The sequence below is a fragment of the Antrihabitans stalactiti genome (assembly GCF_012932915.1).
GTDB lineage: Bacteria > Actinomycetota > Actinomycetes > Mycobacteriales > Mycobacteriaceae > Antrihabitans > Antrihabitans stalactiti.
Genome location: NZ_VCQU01000008.1, coordinates 197,290 through 214,928 on the forward strand (window position 1 = coordinate 197,290; position 17,639 = coordinate 214,928).

Consider the following 17,639-nt stretch of genomic DNA (forward strand, 5'->3'; position numbering starts at 1 on the left):
AAATGTGATCTAGGCCATATAGTCGACCCCAAGAGATAGCTGGAGGTCGAAGTTGCCTTTGTCGCTCGTCGAATACCCGACGCACGAGCGGTGGCGCGATCGCTCGGTGGTGCGGCTCCACGACGGACTGCTGCATTACGGGGGGTTGGTGCCGTCGTTGACGGAGTACCTCGACGTGCGCGCGCACCGATACTCGAACCGCGAAGCCGTCGTCGAACTGGGCGGCACGCGTCTGACCTACCGCGAATTGTGGACGTCGGCGTCGCGAATTGCCGGTGGGCTGCAGCAGCACGGCATCGGCTACGGCGACCGCATCGCGATCGTCTTTCCGAACGGTGTGCGCTGGGTCCAGGCGTTTCTCGGCGCACTCCTCAGTGGAGCGGTGCCGGTTCCGGTCAATGTCGCGCTCGGCAGTGCCGAGGTAGAGCGACTGCTCGCCGACAGCGAACCCGATTACGTACTCGACGACGAATTGCCGGACGGACTCCCGTTCATCGACGACGGCGCGTGCCTCAGCGAGTTGGCCGTGCTCTGCTACACCCGGGGCATTGGTGAGCCGGCCAGGGGAGTGGAACTGAGCAACGAGAACATCCTGTCGGCGATCGAGACCGTCGTCCATGACGAACAGCTGACCTGCGATGGCATCAGGAACTTGATGATGCTGCCGCTGGCACACGCGAGCGGTTGCGTGAATCAGTTGCTGCCGACGTTCGCAGTCGGCGGCACCGTCGTGCTGGACCCTGCGCTCGACACCGATCTGATGAGCACCATCGAGCGCGAACATATCGATGTCGTCACGGGCACGACCAACGACTACGTCCGTAAGGTCGCGCAGCGCACCGGCGTTGCCGATGCCGGGCGCGTGCGCCGAATCAGTTGCAACGGTGGCAGATTCGGCGATGCCGAGGCTGCGCAGTTGCGCACTACGTTCCCGACCGCACAACTCTGGTCGTGGTCGGGCTCGACCGAGACCAGCGGAATCGGCCTCGCACTGTCCGACGAGTGTGCGCAGACGCACCCCGGAAGTGCCGGAATAGCTTGTGGGGGAATGGAGCTGGCGCTCTACGGACCCGACGCCGAGGTCGGGCGCGGTGAGTTGCTCTGCCGCGGACCCAATATCATGCGCGGTTATTGGCGCGACCCGGAGACGACGGCTCGCAAATTCACCGGAAACTGGTTCCACACAGGCGATTTCGCTGAGATCGACGGTGAGGGCTTCGTCCGGATGGTGGGTCCGGCCGCGTCAGTCGAGCAGGCGACCGCGAAGCCGGCCCACAGCGCCTGAGTCGAGGCCGAGCGAACCGAGGTAGTCCTCGAAGCTGCCGTAATGGTGCTCGACCGCATCCATGGCGACGCGGTAGTACTCCTCGTCGACGCCGAGCAAGTCATCGGAGAGGTTTACGGCTTGCCCGTACTGTGCCGACATCCTCGACCGCAGGGTTCCGATTGCGTCGTTGCTGCGCAGGTAATCGGCGACGATGTCGTCCTCGGTGACACCGATTGCTCGCAGTAATGTGGCGGCGACCCAGCCGGCGCGGTCTTTGCCTGCGGCGCAATGGATCAGGACCCTGTTGTCGGTATCGGCGACCGTGTCGAATATGTCAGCGATCGCGGCATGTGCGCCCGCGAGCAGGGGGAACTCGGCGTATGCCCGCGACAGGTATTCCCGTCCGCCGCCAGGCGAATCGAGGCGAGTCTCGTGCGGCGCCGTCGCATCGTCCAACCGGCGCTCGTGAAACGGCGCCACATGCAGTCGAACGCCGTCGGGCAAGTTGTCGCGTCCGCCGTGGCGGGCTTCTGCATCACCGCGCAGATCGAACACGTCCGTGATGCCGAGTTGGAGGAGCGCAGCCTGACCGTCATCGTCGAGTTCGGCGAGCTGTGACGACCGGAAGACGATTCCCGGCCGTACCGTACGGCCGTCGGCGGTTCGCAGGCCTGCAAGGTCGCGAAAGTTCCATGCCCCCGACAGGCGGAACTGGTCTGCATCGGTACTCGTCACACCAGCGACGATAGGCTCTCTGCTCATGGCAGTTCCCTCTACCCGGCTGCTCGTGCTCGCGATGGTGCGGTTGTTGCAGCCCGTTCACGGGTACGACGTGCGTCGCGAACTCCTGTCTTGGCGCGCCGATCAATGGGCGAGCATCGCCCAGGGGTCGATTTACAGTGCGCTCCGAACGTTGCAGCGTGATGGGTTGATCGACGTCGACGGCGTCGGTCAGGATGGTGCGCGGCCGGAGCGAACGCAGTACCGCATCAGCCCCGAGGGGGAGCAGGAGTTCCATGCGTTGCTTCGGGAGACGCTGCGCTCCATCGACCAGCCGAAGTTTCCGTATATGCCTGCGGCCGTGCTGTTTCCGTTCGCCGATCGTGCCGAGGTGATTGCCGCACTGCAGAGCCGAATCGCGAAGCTGGAGGTCGATGCCGAGTTCATGAACAGCGAGGTCCGACGGGTGTTGGCCGGGTCGGGGGATCCGATCGAGGCTGAGCCGTACCACGTCGCCGACGCGAATCGGTTTCTCGCCCTGCACCTCGAAGCCGACCTGCAATGGTCCAGAGAGACGCTCGCTCGCATCGAAACGGGCGAGCTCGACGTGTGGACGGACAGTCGAATCGCGCCCTTCACACGGGGTTAGTCAAGGGCGATTAGTCAACATTGACTAACGTCGGTCGCGAGTTCTATCGTGGTCGGCGTGACCACGACTGCACTCACCAAGAGCGACATGATTTCCGTTCGCGGACTGTCGCGGACGTTCACTACGAAGACTGGCCCAGTCGAAGCCGTCAAGGGCGTCGACTTCGACGTTCACCAGGGCGAAATCCTCGGCTTGCTCGGACCGAACGGCGCCGGCAAAACGACGACGCTGCGCATGATCAGCACGCTGATCGATCCGACGTCTGGTGAAGCCACCATTTCCGGGGCCGACCTACGGACCGATTCGCAAACCGTCAGGTCGCGGATCGGCTACGTCGCCCAGGGCGGATCCACAAACGATGACGAACTCGTCATCGACGAACTTGTCTTGCAAGCAAGACTTTTCGGCCTCAGCAAAGCGCAAGCGGTCAGCAACGCCGAAGAATTGCTCGCCACTCTCGACCTCGAAGGGCTGGGCGGACGCAAATGCAAGCAGCTGTCCGGTGGTCAGCGCCGCCGGGTCGATATCGCCCTCGGGTTGATCCACGGCCCCGCGTTGATCTATCTCGACGAGCCGACGACGGGTCTCGATCCGCAGAGCCGCGCGAACTTGTGGGGCCACGTCAAGGGTCTGCAGGAGCGCGGCACCACGATCGTGCTCACCACGCACTATCTGGACGAAGCCGACTTCCTGTGCGACCGCATTCTTGTGATGGATCACGGCGAGATCGTCGCGCAAGGCACACCGGAAGAACTCAAGCGACGCATTTCAGGTGATGTGATCAGCCTCGAAATCGACCAGGCGCGAACCGATCTCGCGATCGAGGTCGCGGAGGCGCTCCTCGAGGTGCGATCCAAGGTCGTCGAACTCGGCCGCGTCCACCTCACCGTCGAGCACGGTGATGCCGCCGTCGTTCCGCTGCTGCGCGCGCTCGACGAGCGGGGCATCGTCGCCCGATCTCTGACTGTCAAACGGCCCAGCCTCGACGACGTCTTCCTCACCGTCACCGGGCGCTCCCTCCGGGAAGGAAACCACTCATGAGATTTCTGCGCGATACGGGACTGATCTTCTGGGCACAGCTGCGCACGAATCTGCGCAACCCGACGTGGTTGATCATCGGGCTCACTCAGCCGATCCTCTACCTCGTCCTGTTCGGTCCGTTGGTGAAGGGAATCGCGGGATCACTCGGTGCCGACGCCGATCCGTGGAAGATTCTGGTGCCCGCCTTGGTCATTCAGATCGGACTGTTCGGCGCGATGTTCACGGGCTTCGGCTTGGTCAGCGAACTCCGAGCGGGAGTGCTCGAGCGGCAGCGCGTCACCCCGGCGAGTCGAGGTGCACTGCTGATCGGTCGAGTGCTCAAAGACATGGTCGTGCTGATCGTCCAAGCGCTGATCCTCGTGGTTGTCGCAATGCTTGCCTTCGGCCTGCGCCCTAGCCTGCTCGGAGCGGTCTTGTCGCTGGCGTTGATCGCGGTCATGGCCGCAGGTTTGGCATCCGCGTCCTACGCGCTCGCATTGTGGGCACGCACCGAAATGACCCTCGCTTCGGTGCTCAACAGTGTGGCGCTGCCGGTGATGTTGTTGTCGGGAATCTTGCTGCCGATGAGCGTCGGACCCGGCTGGTTACAGACGATCGCGAAGGTGAATCCGTTCTCACACACGGTCGACGCGGCGCGCGCCTTGTTCCGCGGCGACTTCGGTTCGACCGACGTGTACGTCGGCACCATCGTCACCATCGCGGTCACGTTGGTATTCGGCCTTCTCGGCGCCCGAAGCTTCGCGCGAGAGAACGCCTGACCCGCGCTACTTGACCTTCACAACCACCTCTGCGTAGCCCGTTGCCCCGTCCGGCACGACGTCCGCCTCAGCCGAAGTTTGGACCTCGCCGGTGCCGTCCGTGGCACGGGCTCGCAGCGTGTGTTTGCCTTCGGTCAAGTTCGACTCGACGACCCATTGCCGCCAGGTATCGATCGACACCTCGTCGGCGAGCCGCGCCTGCTGCCATTCACCGTCGTCGACCTGCACCTCCACAGCGCGGATACCGCGATGCTGAGCCCACGCGACTCCGGCGATCATCAGCGGTCCGGACCTCAACTCCGACGACCACCGCGGCGTATCGATCCGGCACGCAGTCTTGATCGGTCCGCGTGCGGACCAGCCCCGCTTCGTCCAATATGCCTTCGCCCGATCGAATCGCGTGACTTCGAGGTCGGTGACCCATTTGGTCGCTGACACGTATCCGTACAGCCCGGGCACCACCATCCGCACCGGGAAGCCGTGCATGATCGGCAGCGGTTCGCCGTTCATCCCGACCGCGAGCATCGCGTCCCGACCGTCCATCAGCACGTCGAGCGGCGTGCCTGCGGTGAAATCGTCGACGCTGGTCGAGAGCACCATGTCCGCGTCGGCATCCACACCCGCCTCTTCCAGCAGGTCCTTGATCGGGAAGCCGAGCCACTTGGCGTTGCCGATGAGGTCACCGCCGATCGGATTCGAAACGCATGCGAGCGTGACCAGCCGTTCGATCGGCTGCCGTGCCGTCAGCTGGGCGAAGTTGATCCGGATCTCGCGGTCGACCATGCCGTGAATGCGCAACGACCAGTCGTCGGTCGACAGCTGCGGAACGACGAGCGCAGTGTCGATCCGGTAGAAGTCGGGATTGGCCGTGATGTATTTCGTGATCCCGGGGACTTGCAGGTCGGTGCTCATCGGCACCGGTGGAAGCGCGGCCGCGGGTGCCGGCAGCTTGACGTTGGCTCGGTTCGCGGACACGTCGCGCGATCCCGACGCCCACACGCGACCACCTAGCCAGGCCAGCAACCCGAATGCTCCCGCACCGACGAGCATTCCGGTGAACTCGCGGCGGGTGCTGCCCGCAGTAGCTGTGTGCGGTTCGTCTGGCGTGGTCTCCAAGATCGGCCGCAGCAGCCAACGGAGAACGCCGATACCGACGCCGACTCCGAGCACGCTCGGCACCGCGTACGTCCACGAAGAATCGGTCCGCGTCAGCGCGGCCGCGGCGCCGACGATTCCGAACGCAACGAACAGTGCCGATCCCCACGGTCGAGTCCGGCGTTCGAGCATGCCGGCAGCGCAGGCGACGACGACGCTGACCGAGAGCATGACGGTGAACAACACCATTTTGTCTGCGGTACCGAAGTTCTCGATCGCCCATCGTTCGACGCCGAGCGGGGTGCGCTTGACGACTTCGTCGCCGACTGCGATCAATGGCGAGCTGTTCGAGGCGATTGGAGCCGAGACGAGCTCGGCAACTCCGAGGATCACCCCGGCCGAAACGACTCCAGCCAAAGCACGGCGTTGGACGTTTCCCACCTTTGGAGGGTATCCCGATTCGGAATATGTCCTGATCGTGAAGGCCGTCCAGCGGTAGGCCGTCAGTGTTCTGTCACAGAAAGTCGTTCTACGATCGAATGATGCTGACCCGACTGCCGGCGGACGAGCGCCGAGCGCAACTCGTCGAATCCGCTATCGCGGTCGCCGAACGGGGCGGGATAGCCGCGGTAACGGTCCGAGGCATCGCAGAGCATGCGGGGGTGTCGCTCGGTGTCGTGCATTACGTCTTCGAAAGCAAAGAGGCGTTACTCGCTGCGATGGGTGAGTCGATCGTGTTGCAAGTCAGCCAATCGATGCATGCCGCATTCGGCGAGGCGTCGCATCACCCCGAGGTCCGCGGCATACGCGGACTTCGCATTTTGCTGCACCGTGGTCTGAGTGCGATGTGGCCGCTCATCGAGGCGACTCCTGATCGGCAGAAGCTGTCGTTCGAATTGCGGTCCTATTCGCTCCGCGGCGCCAGCGCCGCCGACAATTCGACGGCCACGCTGATGAACGCGATTGCGAGTGAGCAGTACCAAATCATGGATCGGGAAGCCGTCGCATTCCTGAACAACTGTTCGGAGCGGAGCGGAACCACCTGGCTCGAACCGGTCGCCGCCGTTTCGCGTTTCGGTCTTGCGTTGCTCGACGGGCTAGTCCTGCGGTGGCTTGTCGATCGGCGCAGTGAGGCGATGTTGGCGCAACTCGACGACATGGCGGGGATCATCGCGTCGAAGGCGACCGAGGTTTAGGGCGAATGCCCTTCTTCGACGGAGCTGTCGGCCGCGTTCACTACCGTCGCTGGCAAGTAAAAGCACCTCGTGCGGTGATGGTGTTTCTCCACGGTCGTGGGCAGCACAGCGGTCAGTACCATCGCTTCGCCCGTACGCTCGGCGCCGCTGAAATCGAGCTCTGGGCAATCGATTTCGTCGGCCACGGCTTGAGCGAGGGCGAAGAGGGCGTCGTGGTGGCGCTCGAGTCATTGGCTGCTGATGCGTCGAATTTATTGTCGATAGCCCGGTCCGAGCGGGCAGGGTTGCGGGTGGTGCTGGCCGGACATTCATTGGGTGCCGCTACGACGCTGGCCGTGTTGGCGAACAGCTCCGTCGATGGTGTGGTGCTCTGCGGAACGCCTCGCTCGATCGCCGGAACCGCGGTGCCAGGTGGCGATTTGCTAGTGGTGCACGGAGTTGACGACAGACTCGCTCCCATCGAACCAGTCCGAGAGTGGGTCGCCGCACGGTCCGGAGTGGTGTTCCACGAGTACCTCGATGCCGGCCACGATTTGCTCCACGAACCAGTCCAGGCCCAGGTCACCGCCGACATTGTGGAGTTCGTCCTCAGCTTGTGATGGCCTCGCCGATCTGTGAAAGTAGACGGGGCAGGGGAGTGATCCGGGGCGGAACACACATTCGACGGAACCGATCGTGGTTGCGCTGCGTCGAACATCGTGAGCAGTTTTTTAGCGGGGAGGAGCTGGCTGGTGAGTGATAAGGCACCGACGGTCGAGGAATTGCGGCAATCCGTAGAAGGGGGTGTGCTCTGGCTAGAGCCTGGGACTGCCGAGAAATGCGCTGGCCGTGCCGAGGCTTTGCGGGATGGACTTCGCTCGACACGGCGGAGTTTGATCGCCACCGAACAGCTGTCCGGGTTCGGTGGATTCGGTTCGGGTGACGCCCTGCGTGCCCAATTTGTGGCAAAGGCAACCGAGGCGATCGACTATATCGACCGTCAAATCGCGATCGCTGCCAACATGGCGGAAACATTTCGTGCAGCTGGCCGAGCATATGCAAACCAAGAGGCGACCAACGCGGCGGCAATAAGTGCTGTCGAGGTCGGTCAACCGCGGTGAGGCTGCGCGGGCCGCTGCTCAGCGCGCTGCTTCTATTCGTCGTTGCAGGTTGTTCCCTTGGCGCTGACGACGGTGATGCGGCCAATTCGTTGGCGAGTTCCCTGACCGCTGTCCATGGGTCGACAACGACAGTCGTGCCACAGGGACTGGAACCGCCGAAGCAGTTCAACGAAAATGGCAGAGCAGATGTCACGTTCGACCCGTGCTTCGATTTCGATGACGAGGTGATCAAACGAGCTGGTCTGGATCCCGCATCCCGCCAGCGAACGGACATCGCCGCAGAGTACACGTTTCTGGGCTGTGTCTTCTTGGGAAAGGATTTCAGCGCCGGCGTCACGATCGGAAACGTGACTTTTGAGGAAAATATCGAGCGGTACAAGAACGACTCGCCACAGTTCCTCACAATCAACGGCCGAGAATCGTTGCTGGTGCGAAGCGATATTGCTGCGTCGTCATGCGCGATTGTTGTTCGAATGGCTAGGGGGGTAATGCTGATTTCAATCGGACCCGACTACGAACCTACGACGGCGGGGAATGACGGTTGCGTACTGGCGCCCGACGTGGCGCGGGCGTTCGAACCAGCTCTCCCCAAAGATCGCTGATGAGCGTGTTCTTGGTCCCAGCAGTCTCCACGCCGAAAGGACGTTGAAATGGCGCCGAAAGACCCCTCCCAGGACTATCCGTTCCTTCCGCCTGGGTTGGAGCAGTTGGTAAACGAGCACAAGGTCGTCGAGGATTCGGCCCACTATCGCGGGCCGAATTCTGTGGTCGCCGAAATGTTCGAGCCGATTCCGCACGAGACCATCTACGCCTCCGTGCAGGCCTTGAGTCCAGGCGCAATCGGCGGGAGTGCGTCGAACTGGACGAAAGCTGCGTTGCAGATGTACACGCATGCGACTGAATTCGCCGCCGGAATCGCCACCGACATGCGAGATGGTTGGCGTGGGGCAGCCGCGTCCAGTGCACAGAGCGGCGTCAACGCGGTGACGACCACGACGGCTGAGGGCTCGGGGCTCATGACCAACGTGGGTAATCGACTTCTCCAGGCGAGTGAGGCGGCAAGCGTCGTCAAAGCCGGCGTTCCACAGCCGATCTCCGTCGAGACGCGGGCGGCAATCACCGCCGTCCTCTACCCCGACACCGGACTCGCGCTAGCGGCAGCGCAAAAGGAAGCCGAAGCCGCCCATCGCGAGGCGGTGCGGGTGATGAATACCGTCTACAAGGGTGCGTTTCTGACCGTGGGCAATGGTGTGCCGGGATTCACGATGCCGACCGACCCAACTAACGGCGGCGGGGCAAACGGTACCGACGAATACGTCCATCGCCTCAACTCTTTTACCAGCAGCGAAAGCAACAACGCCAGTGGCGCGGACAACAGCCGGACCGCTGAGTCTGTCGCGAATACGAACCAAACCGACCCGAATGCTGTGCAGCAGGGCCAAAATCCAGCGAGCACGAAGACGAACGATACGACCAGCGCGAATCCAACATCCACCACCGCAACGAGGAATGCGTCAGCCGACCAGCCGGGCAACATCAATGGCAACTCGCCGACCGCCGACAACAGCGTCTCGCGAGGCCCGGTCGCGACCGGCGTCAATCCACAAAGCCCGAATTTCTTCACGAGCCCGACCGGTCCGAATTTGCGTCGCCAGGATGACAAGAGTCGGGACAATGCGAATGCGAATCTCGGGATGGGAATGCTCGGCGGCACTGCTGCTGTGGTGGGTGCCGACAGCCTTCGCCAAGGACCGAGTGTCGCGGCGAATGCCGTTGCCGCAAAGTCTGTTCCGAGTGGAATGATGCCCCACGCCGCGCGCGCCGCGGGGGATGAGGACAAAGAGCACAAGACTCCGTCGTACCTCGTGAACGTCCACAACGGCACCGAACTGATCGGCCCGATCGACCCCGCAGCGCCGCCTGTGTTGGGGGAGTGGAAAGAGGCGTGAACTGGACGTTCACCCCGGACCAGTTCAGTTACGCATGGGAAACGACTGGCCTTGATTGGCATCCGTATCCGCTGAGTGTGTGGCCTACCGCGCAAACCGAAGACGAACGAGCGCAGCATCTTCGCGAGTTGAAGCCGTGGGTTGAGCGGGCTGTCACCGCAGATCTGGAGGTCGCGTTCCGGATCCTCGCCCAGCCGGATCTGCGGATCACGGTGTTCGGGCTCGAAGGTCCGGACGAATCGCGACCGATTCGTGTGCTCGCCGCATCCGAAGGCCGGACCGGTGTCGTTGCGGCACAACAGGAAGGCCGACACGGGAAGGTCTGGGTGTCACTCGGACAGCTGAATACGTTGCTGCTCAGGACAGTTGCATCGATTCCGCCCGAGCCGGCCGGTCGCGAGCCGGCACGGACCGAGCGGCTCAGCGATGTGCAACGAGACGGTCGCGACGTGATCGTAACGTCGGTTGCAACGAAATCCGTTGCGGCGCAAATCCGTCAGCTTGCGGCGAAACCTCGTCGCCGGACTGGAAACGTCTTGGTGGCCACTCGCTTGAGCGAAGGTATCGAACGCCCGGACCGCATTCTAAGTTGGATCGACGTCGAAGGCGATGGCCGCTACATCATCCGTGCACGAGAGGAAGTCGACGTAATCCCCGCAACGCGTGACGTATTCGTCGAACAGATCCGCCGGCTCATCCGCGAGGAATGAACGGACGCGCGCGAGGAATGTAGTTTTCCACTCGGTATCCGAGAGGAATTCCACACTGCTGAGACCCGCGGATCGCCGTGACCTCTGCGCCCCCTGAATGCACTGCAAGAGTATGGGATTCCACTCGCCATCCGAGCGAAATCCCACACTCTCGCGAGCAGTTCCTACGAGTAGATCGCGTCGACCTCGTTGCCGTACTGCTTGAGCACGACGTTCCGCTTGAGCGACATCTTGGGCGTGAGTTCGCCGCCCTCTTGCGTCCAGTCGACGTCGAGGATGCGAATCTTTTTGATCTGCTCGGCTTTCGAGACCTTCTTGTTGGTCTCGGCGACCGCGGCGTTGATGTCGGCGATCAACTCTTCGTTCTTCGCAAGCTCGCTGACCGAGGTGGTGGCAGGCAGGCCGTGGCGTTCGGCCCAGCCGGGCAGTGCCTCGGGATCGAGGGTGATGAGCGCGCCGATGAACGGCTGCCCGTCGCCGACGACCATGCACTGGCTGATCAGTGGGTTCGAGCGAAGGGAATCCTCGAGCTGCGACGGCGACACATTCTTGCCTGCGGCGGTGACGATGAGTTCCTTCTTGCGGCCGGTGATCGAGACGAAGCCGTCCTCGTCGATGGCACCGAGGTCGCCGGTCTTGAACCAGCCGTCGACGAAGTTGTCGGCCGTCGCGGCCTCGTTCTTCCAGTACCCGGTGAACACGACCGGACCGCGGACCAGCAGTTCGCCGTCGTCAGCGACCTTCGCGCCGTGCCCGGAGATGGGTCGGCCGACGCTGCCGACGCGGATGTGCGACGGCGAGTTGACCGTGACAGCGGCGCTGGTCTCGGTGAGTCCGTAGCCTTCGTAGATCGTGACGCCGACGCCGCGGAAGAAGTGGCCGAGGCGAGCGCCGAGCGGTCCACCGCCGGAAACTGCTGCCTTGCACTGACCGCCGAGCGCGGTCTTCAACTTGCTGTAGACGAGCCGGTCGAAGACTGCATGCTTGAGCTTGAGACCGATTCCGGCGCCGCCGGTCTCCTGCGCTTCGCTCCACTTGATGGCCGTTTCGGCGGCCGAGTCGAAGATCTTGCCCTTGCCGCCGTCGTGCGCCTTCTGCTTGGCCGAGTTGAAGACCTTCTCGAACACGCGCGGCACCGAGAGGATGAAGTCGGGCTGGTAGGCGCCGAACTGTTCGACGAGCGTGCCCCAGTCGGACGTGTGCGCGACCGTCACCTTGGCATCGAGCGCACCGACCGAGATGGCTCGCGCGAAGACGTGAGCCAGCGGCAGGAACATCAGGGTCTTGTTGCCTGCGACGAACAACTCGGAGAGGTCGCCACGTACTGCAGCAGATTCTGCGTAGAGGTTGGCGTGTGTCAGCTGGACGCCCTTCGGCTTGCCCGTGGTGCCGGAGGTGTAGATCAAGGTGGCGGGCGACGAGGCTTTGACCTGCTTGCGTCGCTCGTGAACGAGGTCGTCGGAGACGTCGGCGCCGCGGCTGATCAGCTCACCGATTGCACCGCCGTCGATTTGCAGGACTTCGCGCAGGTCGGGAAGGGAATCGGCAACCTCGGTGATGGTCGCCGCATGCCGCGGCGCTTCGGCCACAGCGAGGACCGTCGCGGAATCTTCGAGGATCCACTTCGCCTGCTCGGCGGCGGAGGATTCGTAGATCGCGACCGTGCAACCACCAGCGGTCCAGATCGCGTAATCGAGGAGCACCCAATCGAATCGAGTCGTTGCCATGATCGCGACGCGATCACCGAGGTTCACACCCGACGCGATGAACCCCTTCGCGACCGCGGTGACATTCTCGGCGAACTCCGCGGCAGTCACGTCGGACCAGCCGCCGCCAGAGACCGGCAACTTGAACGGGACGAACGTCGGCGATTCCTTCGCCAACCGGAAAACGCTCTCAGCCATCGAAGCGTCCTCAGGGATTGTGTACGTCGCCGGCACTTCGAATTCGCGCATCGGGTGATCCCTTCGGTTACCTACCAGTAGACATGTATTCCATCACATTAGGCTCGCTCATCAGTCTGGGTGTACGGGTTCGCAGCGAGCAGAACAGTGACCTCGGAATCGTCGAGTTGGTGAAAATCGCGATAGGCACCGCCCACGCCACCGAGATCATGTGGCGTGCAAGGGCAGACGACTTCGTCAGCGACCGCACCCACCCGCCCGACCGCCTCGGGCGCCGAAACTGGGGCCGCCACCACGATCCACCGAGCCCCTTCTTTCCTCGCCAGCTGGCACGCGGCGAGCGCGGTAGCGCCCGTTGCCATTCCGTCGTCGACGATGACGACGACGCGGTCTGCGAGTGGGATGCGTCGACGCGTACCACGCAACACTCGACCACGGCGCTCGAGTTCTGCCTGCTCATGCGCCTGCGTCAGCGCGAATGCGGTCTCACTGATGTTGGAGTGCCGCACGACGTCGTCGTTGATCACCCTGATGCCGCCTTCGGTGATCGCGCCCATCGCCAGTTCCGGTTGCCAAGGGACGCCCAGCTTCCGGACCAGAATGATGTCCAATTCGCCTGGAATGTCTTCGGCGACTGCATAGGCCACCGGCACACCACCGCGGGGGAGCCCCAACACGAGCGGATAAGTCCCGTGCAGGTAGGTCAGCGACTTAGCCAGCGCGCGACCTGCTTCGGCGCGATCGGCGTATTTCATCAACTATCGACGCTACTCCGCTGGAGCGTCGAATCGCACTGATCGCTACGCGTTGACCAGCGCGCGGCTGAGCAGGGCGTCCCAAACTGCGGGGGAGCCTGCGATGTCGCCGAGACGTGCTTCGAGGGACCGAGCCATTTCGGCGTCGGCGACCGCGCGACGCAGGTCCGCGCTCGATTCGATACCGCTGCGGTACAGCAGTTCCGCGGCATGTTCGATCGCAGCGGCAGCGACGGGCGACGAGTTGGGGGAGTAGCGACGACGGTAGTTCCCGACCTTGCCGGCCCAGGCTTCGATTCCGCCGACTTCCTCGAAGGTGCGAAGCAGCGCCCGAACTCCGTCGGTCATTGCAGAGTGGCCCTTTGCCTGGCGGTACGCGTGGTAGCACTCGACGACAGCTGCGGTCTGTGCTGGTTCGGCAACATTGGCATGCATTGCCTCGACAAGACACAGCGCGAGGCTTGGCTCTGAAACTGCTCGTTGCATTGTTGCCAACATGGTGTTGCCTTCCGAATCGACACCCTCGGCAACTGTGTCGTTCACAACAGTCCCATGCGTTACGGGACTCGCTAGATTGGCTCGACTCCGCGGAATCTGCGCAGTTGAAGCGCGGGATTTTTCCGTCGAACTTCCGCGACGCGGTCGGCGGAAATCGTCGCCGTCGCGGTCCCGGTGCGCTCGCCGAGCGCGGCGAGAACGACGCCCATCGGATCGATGATCATGCTGTTTCCCGCGCCGAACGGTCCGGCTTGGTCGGCTGCAGCTATGTAGATCGTGTTTTCGATGGCGCGCGCTCGCAGCAGGGTGGTCCAGTGATCTTCCTTCAGCGGTCCGGGGACCCACTGCGCGGGAAGTAGCACCACCTCGGCGCCCGCGTCGACGATGCGCCGCGTCACTTCCGGGAAGCGGACGTCGTAACAGGTCTGCATGCCGAAGGTCACACCGTCGACCTCGAACGTCTGCGGAGCATCGGTCGGGGCTGCGACGACGAAGTCGGATTCTTTGAAGCCGAAGGCGTCGTACAGATGCAGTTTGCGGTAGGTGGCAGCGACGATCCCGTCCGGTCCGACGGCGACGAGAGTGTTCGAAATCCGGTCGTTGTCGGTGAGGCGTTCCGCGACCCCGGCGATGACGTAAACGCCTGCGTCACTCGCGATCTCACCCAGCTTCGCAACAAATGGACCGTCCAGCGGCTCGCCCGCGTCGACGACGCCTTGATCGAGTTTCGGCGCCGTGAACATGGAGTACTCAGGCGCGACGACGACCCGTGCGCCACGTGCGGCTGCCTCGCCGACGAGCGCACGAATCGTGCCCAGATTTGCCGCCTTGTCCGTCCCTGGAGCGAACTGCGCAACCGCTACCTCTACCGTCACGAAGCCCAATCTAGTTCGGGTCGCTCCCGAGGCAGTAAACTCCAGGTCACATGAGCGAAAATCACGGCGACGGGCCGACGAACGGCCCTGAGCCGGAGCCCGACCGAACACCGGAAACACAGAGTTTTGCCGATCTCGGCGTCGACGATCGAGTGCTCGAAGCGATCAAAGACGTCGGATACGAGTCCCCGTCGCCGATTCAGGCTGCGACGATTCCGCCGCTGCTGGCGGGCAACGACGTGGTCGGTCTGGCGCAGACCGGCACCGGAAAGACGGCCGCCTTCGCTATCCCGATCCTGATGCGCGTCGACGTCACGGCGCGCGAGCCCCGGGCGTTGATTCTCGCCCCGACCCGTGAGTTGGCAATCCAGGTCGCCGAAGCGTTCGGCAAGTACGCGTCGCACATTCCCGGACTGCATGTGCTGCCGATCTACGGCGGCCAGAACTACAACGTGCAGCTGTCCGGGTTGCGGCGCGGCGCGCACGTTGTCGTCGGTACTCCCGGCCGCGTGATCGACCACCTCGAAAAGGGCACGCTCGACATCTCGAAGCTCGAGTTCCTCGTCCTCGACGAGGCTGACGAGATGCTCAAGATGGGCTTCCAGGAAGACGTCGAGCGGATCCTCGAGGACACTCCGAAGACCAAGCAGGTCGCGCTGTTCTCCGCGACGATGCCGTCGGCGATCCGCAAGATCTCCAAGCAGTACCTCAACAATCCGATCGAGATCACCGTCAAGTCGAAAACGACGACGGCATCGAACATTTCGCAGCGCTGGGTCCAGGTGTCCCATCAGCGCAAGCTCGACGCGCTCACCCGGGTTCTCGAGGTCGAACAGTTCGAGGCAATTCTCATCTTTGTGCGGACCAAGCAGGCCACCGAGGAACTCGCCGAAAAGCTCAGGGCGCGCGGACTTGCGGCGTCGGCGATCAACGGCGACATCGTTCAGGCGCAACGTGAACGCACGATCGGCCAGTTGCGGTCCGGCGGCCTCGACATCCTCGTGGCCACCGACGTCGCGGCGCGCGGTCTGGACGTCGACCGCATCTCGCACGTCGTGAATTACGACATTCCGCACGACACCGAGTCCTACGTCCACCGCATCGGCCGGACCGGTCGGGCCGGAAAGAGTGGCGAGGCACTGCTTTTCGTCGCACCGCGTGAACGCCATCTGCTCAAGGCGATCGAGCGAGCGACGCGCCAGCCGCTGACCGAGATGCAGCTGCCCAGCGTCGAAGACGTGAATGCTCAGCGCGTAGCCAAGTTCGGCGACTCGATCACCGAAAGCCTTGGCTCACCGAATATTTCGCTGTTCCGCAAGCTGATCGAGGATTACGAGCGCGAGCACGACATCCCGCTCGCCGACATCGCCGCGGCACTCGCACTCCAGTCACGCAACGGCGAGAGCTTCCTGATGGAACCCGAGGCGCCGGAGCCGGTGCGGGAGAGGCGAGTTCGCGACGACGAACCGCGCCGCGAACGGCCGCCGCGCAAGTTCGACGAACGGCGCAACGAAGAACCCAGCGCGCATCGCAAAACCGGTGTCGAGCTCGCGACCTACCGGATCAACGTCGGCAAGCGGCATCACGTCGTGCCGGGCGCAATCGTCGGCGCGATCGCGAACGAAGGTGGGCTGCGTAGAAGCGATTTCGGTCACATCAGCATTCGGCCCGACCACAGCCTCGTCGAGCTGCCCGCTCAGCTGTCGAGTGAGACGTTGGAAGCGTTGCGCCGCACCAGAATCAGCGGTGTACTGATCCAATTGCAGAAGGACGGTGGACCGCCCAACCAGCGGCCGCCGTTCAAAGGGCCCAAGCGCGAGAAGTTCGGCAAGGACCGCAAGCGCGACTAGCTCACAGGTTCGCGTAAGAGTGCGCATGGACAATGTGGTGTGATCTCGCCCCAGTTCTTCCATGCGCTCGTCCTGCTCAACCTCTTGTTCGTCTGCGGCGCAGTGTGCCTCGTGAAGCCGAGCTGGATTTCGGTTGCGGCTGTGACGGTCGCGGGCGTGCTTTGGGTGCTCTTCAACGGGCCGATCGAGGGCAGGGTGTTGTTCGTGCTCACCTCCGAGAACGGCGTGACCGAATCGGATCTACTGGCGATCGCGGGCTGGGTGATCGCGGCGTTGGGGGTCTGGCGCATCCGCACCCGACGGACCTAGGTGCGGAGCGAATCCATATGCGTGCGGTACCACTCGACGGTCGAAGCGATGCCTTCGCGCAGGCCGATCCGTGGGGTCCAACCTGATTCCCGCAACGTGGTGACGTCGAGGAGCTTTCGGGGAGTGCCGTCCGGCTTCGTTGTGTCCCACTCGACGCGGCCTTCGTAGCCGACCTCGGCCGCTACGATTTCGGCGATTTCCTTGATGGTCGAATCCTCGCCGGTACCGACGTTGACCTGGGTGGGTCCGTCGTAGTGTTCGAGCAGGTGCAAGCACGCGGCCGCCATGTCGTCGACATGCAGAAATTCGCGTCGAGGCGAGCCGGAGCCCCAGTTGGTGACCGAGCTGGCGCCGTCGCGACGCGCTTCGTCGTAGCGACGGATCAAGGCGGGCAGCACATGCGAACCCTGCCGCGAAAAGTTGTCGCCCGGACCGTAGAGGTTGGTGGGCATCGCCGAGATCCACGGCAGCTCATACTGTTTGCGAACCGACTGCACCTGCAGGATCCCCGCTATCTTCGCGATCGCGTAGGCATCGTTGGTCGGTTCGAGAGTGCCGGTGAGGAGGTATTCCTCCTTGATCGGCTGAGGCGCCAGCTTTGGGTAGATGCACGATGACCCGAGGAAGAGGAGTCGCTCGACGCCATGCTCGAGGGCCGCGTCCATCACGTTCAGCTGAATGCGCAGGTTCTCGGAAAGAAAGTCGACCGGGAAGGTGCTGTTGGCCATGATGCCGCCGACCTTCGCCGCAGCGAGAACGACAACGGCCGGCTTCGCCTGCGCGAAAAACGCGAACACGGCCGCGCGGTCGCGCAGGTCAAGCTCGGCGGACGATCGGCCGACGAGCTGATCGAAACCCGAGTAATCCAGATGACGCCAAATGGCAGAGCCGACGAGACCGCGGTGGCCGGCAACGTAGGTCGTGGCCGAGCGGTCGAGCGCGGACGGTACGAAACCCATTCCC

19 protein-coding genes are annotated in these 17,639 nt (G+C 63.4%); 12 read left to right on the forward strand and 7 right to left on the reverse strand.

Features of this window, described 5'->3' with window-relative positions:
* Positions 1–52 precede the first annotated feature (52 nt).
* Entirely contained in the window at positions 53–1,285 is a 1,233-nt protein-coding gene (locus FGL95_RS22320) for a class I adenylate-forming enzyme family protein (RefSeq protein WP_169590855.1), read from the forward strand.
* Here FGL95_RS22320 and FGL95_RS22325 read toward each other — a convergent pair.
* Positions 1,244–2,029, reverse strand: a complete 786-nt coding sequence (locus tag FGL95_RS22325) for a tyrosine-protein phosphatase (RefSeq protein WP_169590857.1) — start codon at positions 2,027–2,029, stop codon at positions 1,244–1,246. The genes FGL95_RS22320 and FGL95_RS22325 overlap by 42 nt on opposite strands.
* On the opposite strand from FGL95_RS22325, the gene FGL95_RS22330 reads away from it, so the two are divergent.
* From FGL95_RS22330 to FGL95_RS22340, 3 genes are read left to right on the forward strand one after another with little or no spacing between them, the layout of a single operon-like run.
* Positions 2,028–2,636, forward strand: coding sequence for a PadR family transcriptional regulator (locus tag FGL95_RS22330; protein WP_169590859.1), 609 nt, complete (start codon positions 2,028–2,030; stop codon positions 2,634–2,636). The two genes, FGL95_RS22325 and FGL95_RS22330, sit on opposite strands and share 2 nt — an antisense overlap.
* Before the next feature lie 57 nt (positions 2,637–2,693).
* A complete protein-coding gene (locus tag FGL95_RS22335) occupies positions 2,694–3,677 on the forward strand; it encodes an ATP-binding cassette domain-containing protein (protein WP_338079979.1) in 984 nt (327 codons plus the stop codon).
* Positions 3,674–4,435 carry an ABC transporter permease gene (locus FGL95_RS22340; RefSeq protein ID WP_169590861.1) on the forward strand — a complete coding sequence of 254 codons (762 nt, stop codon included), beginning with the start codon at positions 3,674–3,676 and terminating at the stop codon, positions 4,433–4,435. Before FGL95_RS22335 ends, FGL95_RS22340 begins: the two co-directional genes overlap by 4 nt.
* A 6-nt stretch (positions 4,436–4,441) precedes the next feature.
* On the opposite strand, the gene FGL95_RS22345 is transcribed toward FGL95_RS22340, so the two are convergent.
* Positions 4,442–5,971, reverse strand: a complete 1,530-nt coding sequence (locus FGL95_RS22345; protein ID WP_169590864.1) for a molybdopterin-dependent oxidoreductase — start codon at positions 5,969–5,971, stop codon at positions 4,442–4,444.
* 101 nt (positions 5,972–6,072) lie between these two features.
* Here FGL95_RS22345 and FGL95_RS22350 point away from each other — a divergent pair, with 101 nt between their 5' ends.
* From FGL95_RS22350 to FGL95_RS22375, 6 genes are all read left to right on the forward strand, one after another.
* A complete protein-coding gene (locus tag FGL95_RS22350) occupies positions 6,073–6,726 on the forward strand; it encodes a TetR/AcrR family transcriptional regulator (RefSeq protein ID WP_169590866.1) in 654 nt (217 codons plus the stop codon).
* A gap of 5 nt (positions 6,727–6,731) precedes the next feature.
* Positions 6,732–7,325: an alpha/beta hydrolase gene (locus FGL95_RS22355; RefSeq protein ID WP_169590868.1), complete on the forward strand. Its 594-nt coding sequence runs from the start codon at positions 6,732–6,734 to the stop codon at positions 7,323–7,325.
* Between the two features lie 132 nt (positions 7,326–7,457).
* Positions 7,458–7,826 (forward strand): hypothetical protein, encoded by a 369-nt coding sequence (locus tag FGL95_RS22360; RefSeq protein WP_169590870.1) that lies wholly within the window; start codon positions 7,458–7,460, stop codon positions 7,824–7,826.
* The gene (locus FGL95_RS22365) at positions 7,823–8,428 is read left to right on the forward strand and encodes a DUF3558 family protein (RefSeq protein ID WP_169590872.1); all 606 of its coding nucleotides are present in this window, start codon (positions 7,823–7,825) and stop codon (positions 8,426–8,428) included. Before FGL95_RS22360 ends, FGL95_RS22365 begins: the two co-directional genes overlap by 4 nt.
* 48 nt (positions 8,429–8,476) lie before the next feature.
* Positions 8,477–9,775 carry a hypothetical protein gene (locus tag FGL95_RS22370; RefSeq protein WP_169590874.1) on the forward strand — a complete coding sequence of 433 codons (1,299 nt, stop codon included), beginning with the start codon at positions 8,477–8,479 and terminating at the stop codon, positions 9,773–9,775.
* Positions 9,772–10,485, forward strand: coding sequence for an ESX secretion-associated protein EspG (locus tag FGL95_RS22375; protein WP_169590877.1), 714 nt, complete (start codon positions 9,772–9,774; stop codon positions 10,483–10,485). Before FGL95_RS22370 ends, FGL95_RS22375 begins: the two co-directional genes overlap by 4 nt.
* 164 nt (positions 10,486–10,649) lie before the next feature.
* On the opposite strand, the gene FGL95_RS22380 is transcribed toward FGL95_RS22375, so the two are convergent.
* From FGL95_RS22380 to FGL95_RS22395, 4 genes are read right to left on the reverse strand one after another with little or no spacing between them, the layout of a single operon-like run.
* Entirely contained in the window at positions 10,650–12,440 is a 1,791-nt protein-coding gene (locus tag FGL95_RS22380; RefSeq protein WP_169590880.1) for an AMP-dependent synthetase/ligase, read from the reverse strand.
* A gap of 47 nt (positions 12,441–12,487) precedes the next feature.
* Complete coding sequence (locus tag FGL95_RS22385; protein WP_169590882.1) at positions 12,488–13,144, reverse strand: phosphoribosyltransferase; 657 nt, start codon at positions 13,142–13,144, stop codon at positions 12,488–12,490.
* 45 nt (positions 13,145–13,189) lie between these two features.
* A complete protein-coding gene (locus tag FGL95_RS22390; RefSeq protein WP_169590885.1) occupies positions 13,190–13,687 on the reverse strand; it encodes a hypothetical protein in 498 nt (165 codons plus the stop codon).
* A gap of 26 nt (positions 13,688–13,713) precedes the next feature.
* Positions 13,714–14,517, reverse strand: a complete 804-nt coding sequence (locus FGL95_RS22395) for a nitrilase-related carbon-nitrogen hydrolase (RefSeq protein WP_169590888.1) — start codon at positions 14,515–14,517, stop codon at positions 13,714–13,716.
* Positions 14,518–14,567: 50 nt separating this feature from the next.
* Here FGL95_RS22395 and FGL95_RS22400 point away from each other — a divergent pair, with 50 nt between their 5' ends.
* Both FGL95_RS22400 and FGL95_RS22405 read left to right on the forward strand, forming a co-directional pair.
* A complete protein-coding gene (locus FGL95_RS22400) occupies positions 14,568–16,367 on the forward strand; it encodes a DEAD/DEAH box helicase (RefSeq protein ID WP_169590891.1) in 1,800 nt (599 codons plus the stop codon).
* A gap of 39 nt (positions 16,368–16,406) precedes the next feature.
* Positions 16,407–16,676, forward strand: coding sequence for a hypothetical protein (locus tag FGL95_RS22405; protein ID WP_169590894.1), 270 nt, complete (start codon positions 16,407–16,409; stop codon positions 16,674–16,676).
* Here the strand turns inward: FGL95_RS22405 and FGL95_RS22410 are convergent.
* Positions 16,673–17,635, reverse strand: a complete 963-nt coding sequence (locus FGL95_RS22410; RefSeq protein WP_169590897.1) for a GDP-L-fucose synthase family protein — start codon at positions 17,633–17,635, stop codon at positions 16,673–16,675. The two genes, FGL95_RS22405 and FGL95_RS22410, sit on opposite strands and share 4 nt — an antisense overlap.
* Between the last annotated feature and the right edge of the window lie 4 nt (positions 17,636–17,639).

Bases quoted from the DNA above. Each gene is read 5' to 3' on its own strand.
- FGL95_RS22330 (WP_169590859.1), top strand. From the start codon at position 2,028: ATGGCAGTTCCCTCTACCCGGCTGCTCGTGCTCGCGATGGTGCGGTTG.
- FGL95_RS22325 (WP_169590857.1), bottom strand. From the start codon at position 2,029: ATGAGCAGAGAGCCTATCGTCGCTGGTGTGACGAGTACCGATGCAGAC.
- FGL95_RS22340 (WP_169590861.1), top strand. From the start codon at position 3,674: ATGAGATTTCTGCGCGATACGGGACTGATCTTCTGGGCACAGCTGCGC.
- FGL95_RS22350 (WP_169590866.1), top strand. From the start codon at position 6,073: ATGCTGACCCGACTGCCGGCGGACGAGCGCCGAGCGCAACTCGTCGAA.
- FGL95_RS22355 (WP_169590868.1), top strand. From the start codon at position 6,732: ATGCCCTTCTTCGACGGAGCTGTCGGCCGCGTTCACTACCGTCGCTGG.
- FGL95_RS22370 (WP_169590874.1), top strand. From the start codon at position 8,477: ATGGCGCCGAAAGACCCCTCCCAGGACTATCCGTTCCTTCCGCCTGGG.
- FGL95_RS22380 (WP_169590880.1), bottom strand. From the start codon at position 12,440: ATGCGCGAATTCGAAGTGCCGGCGACGTACACAATCCCTGAGGACGCT.
- FGL95_RS22385 (WP_169590882.1), bottom strand. From the start codon at position 13,144: ATGAAATACGCCGATCGCGCCGAAGCAGGTCGCGCGCTGGCTAAGTCG.
- FGL95_RS22400 (WP_169590891.1), top strand. From the start codon at position 14,568: ATGAGCGAAAATCACGGCGACGGGCCGACGAACGGCCCTGAGCCGGAG.
- FGL95_RS22410 (WP_169590897.1), bottom strand. From the start codon at position 17,635: ATGGGTTTCGTACCGTCCGCGCTCGACCGCTCGGCCACGACCTACGTT.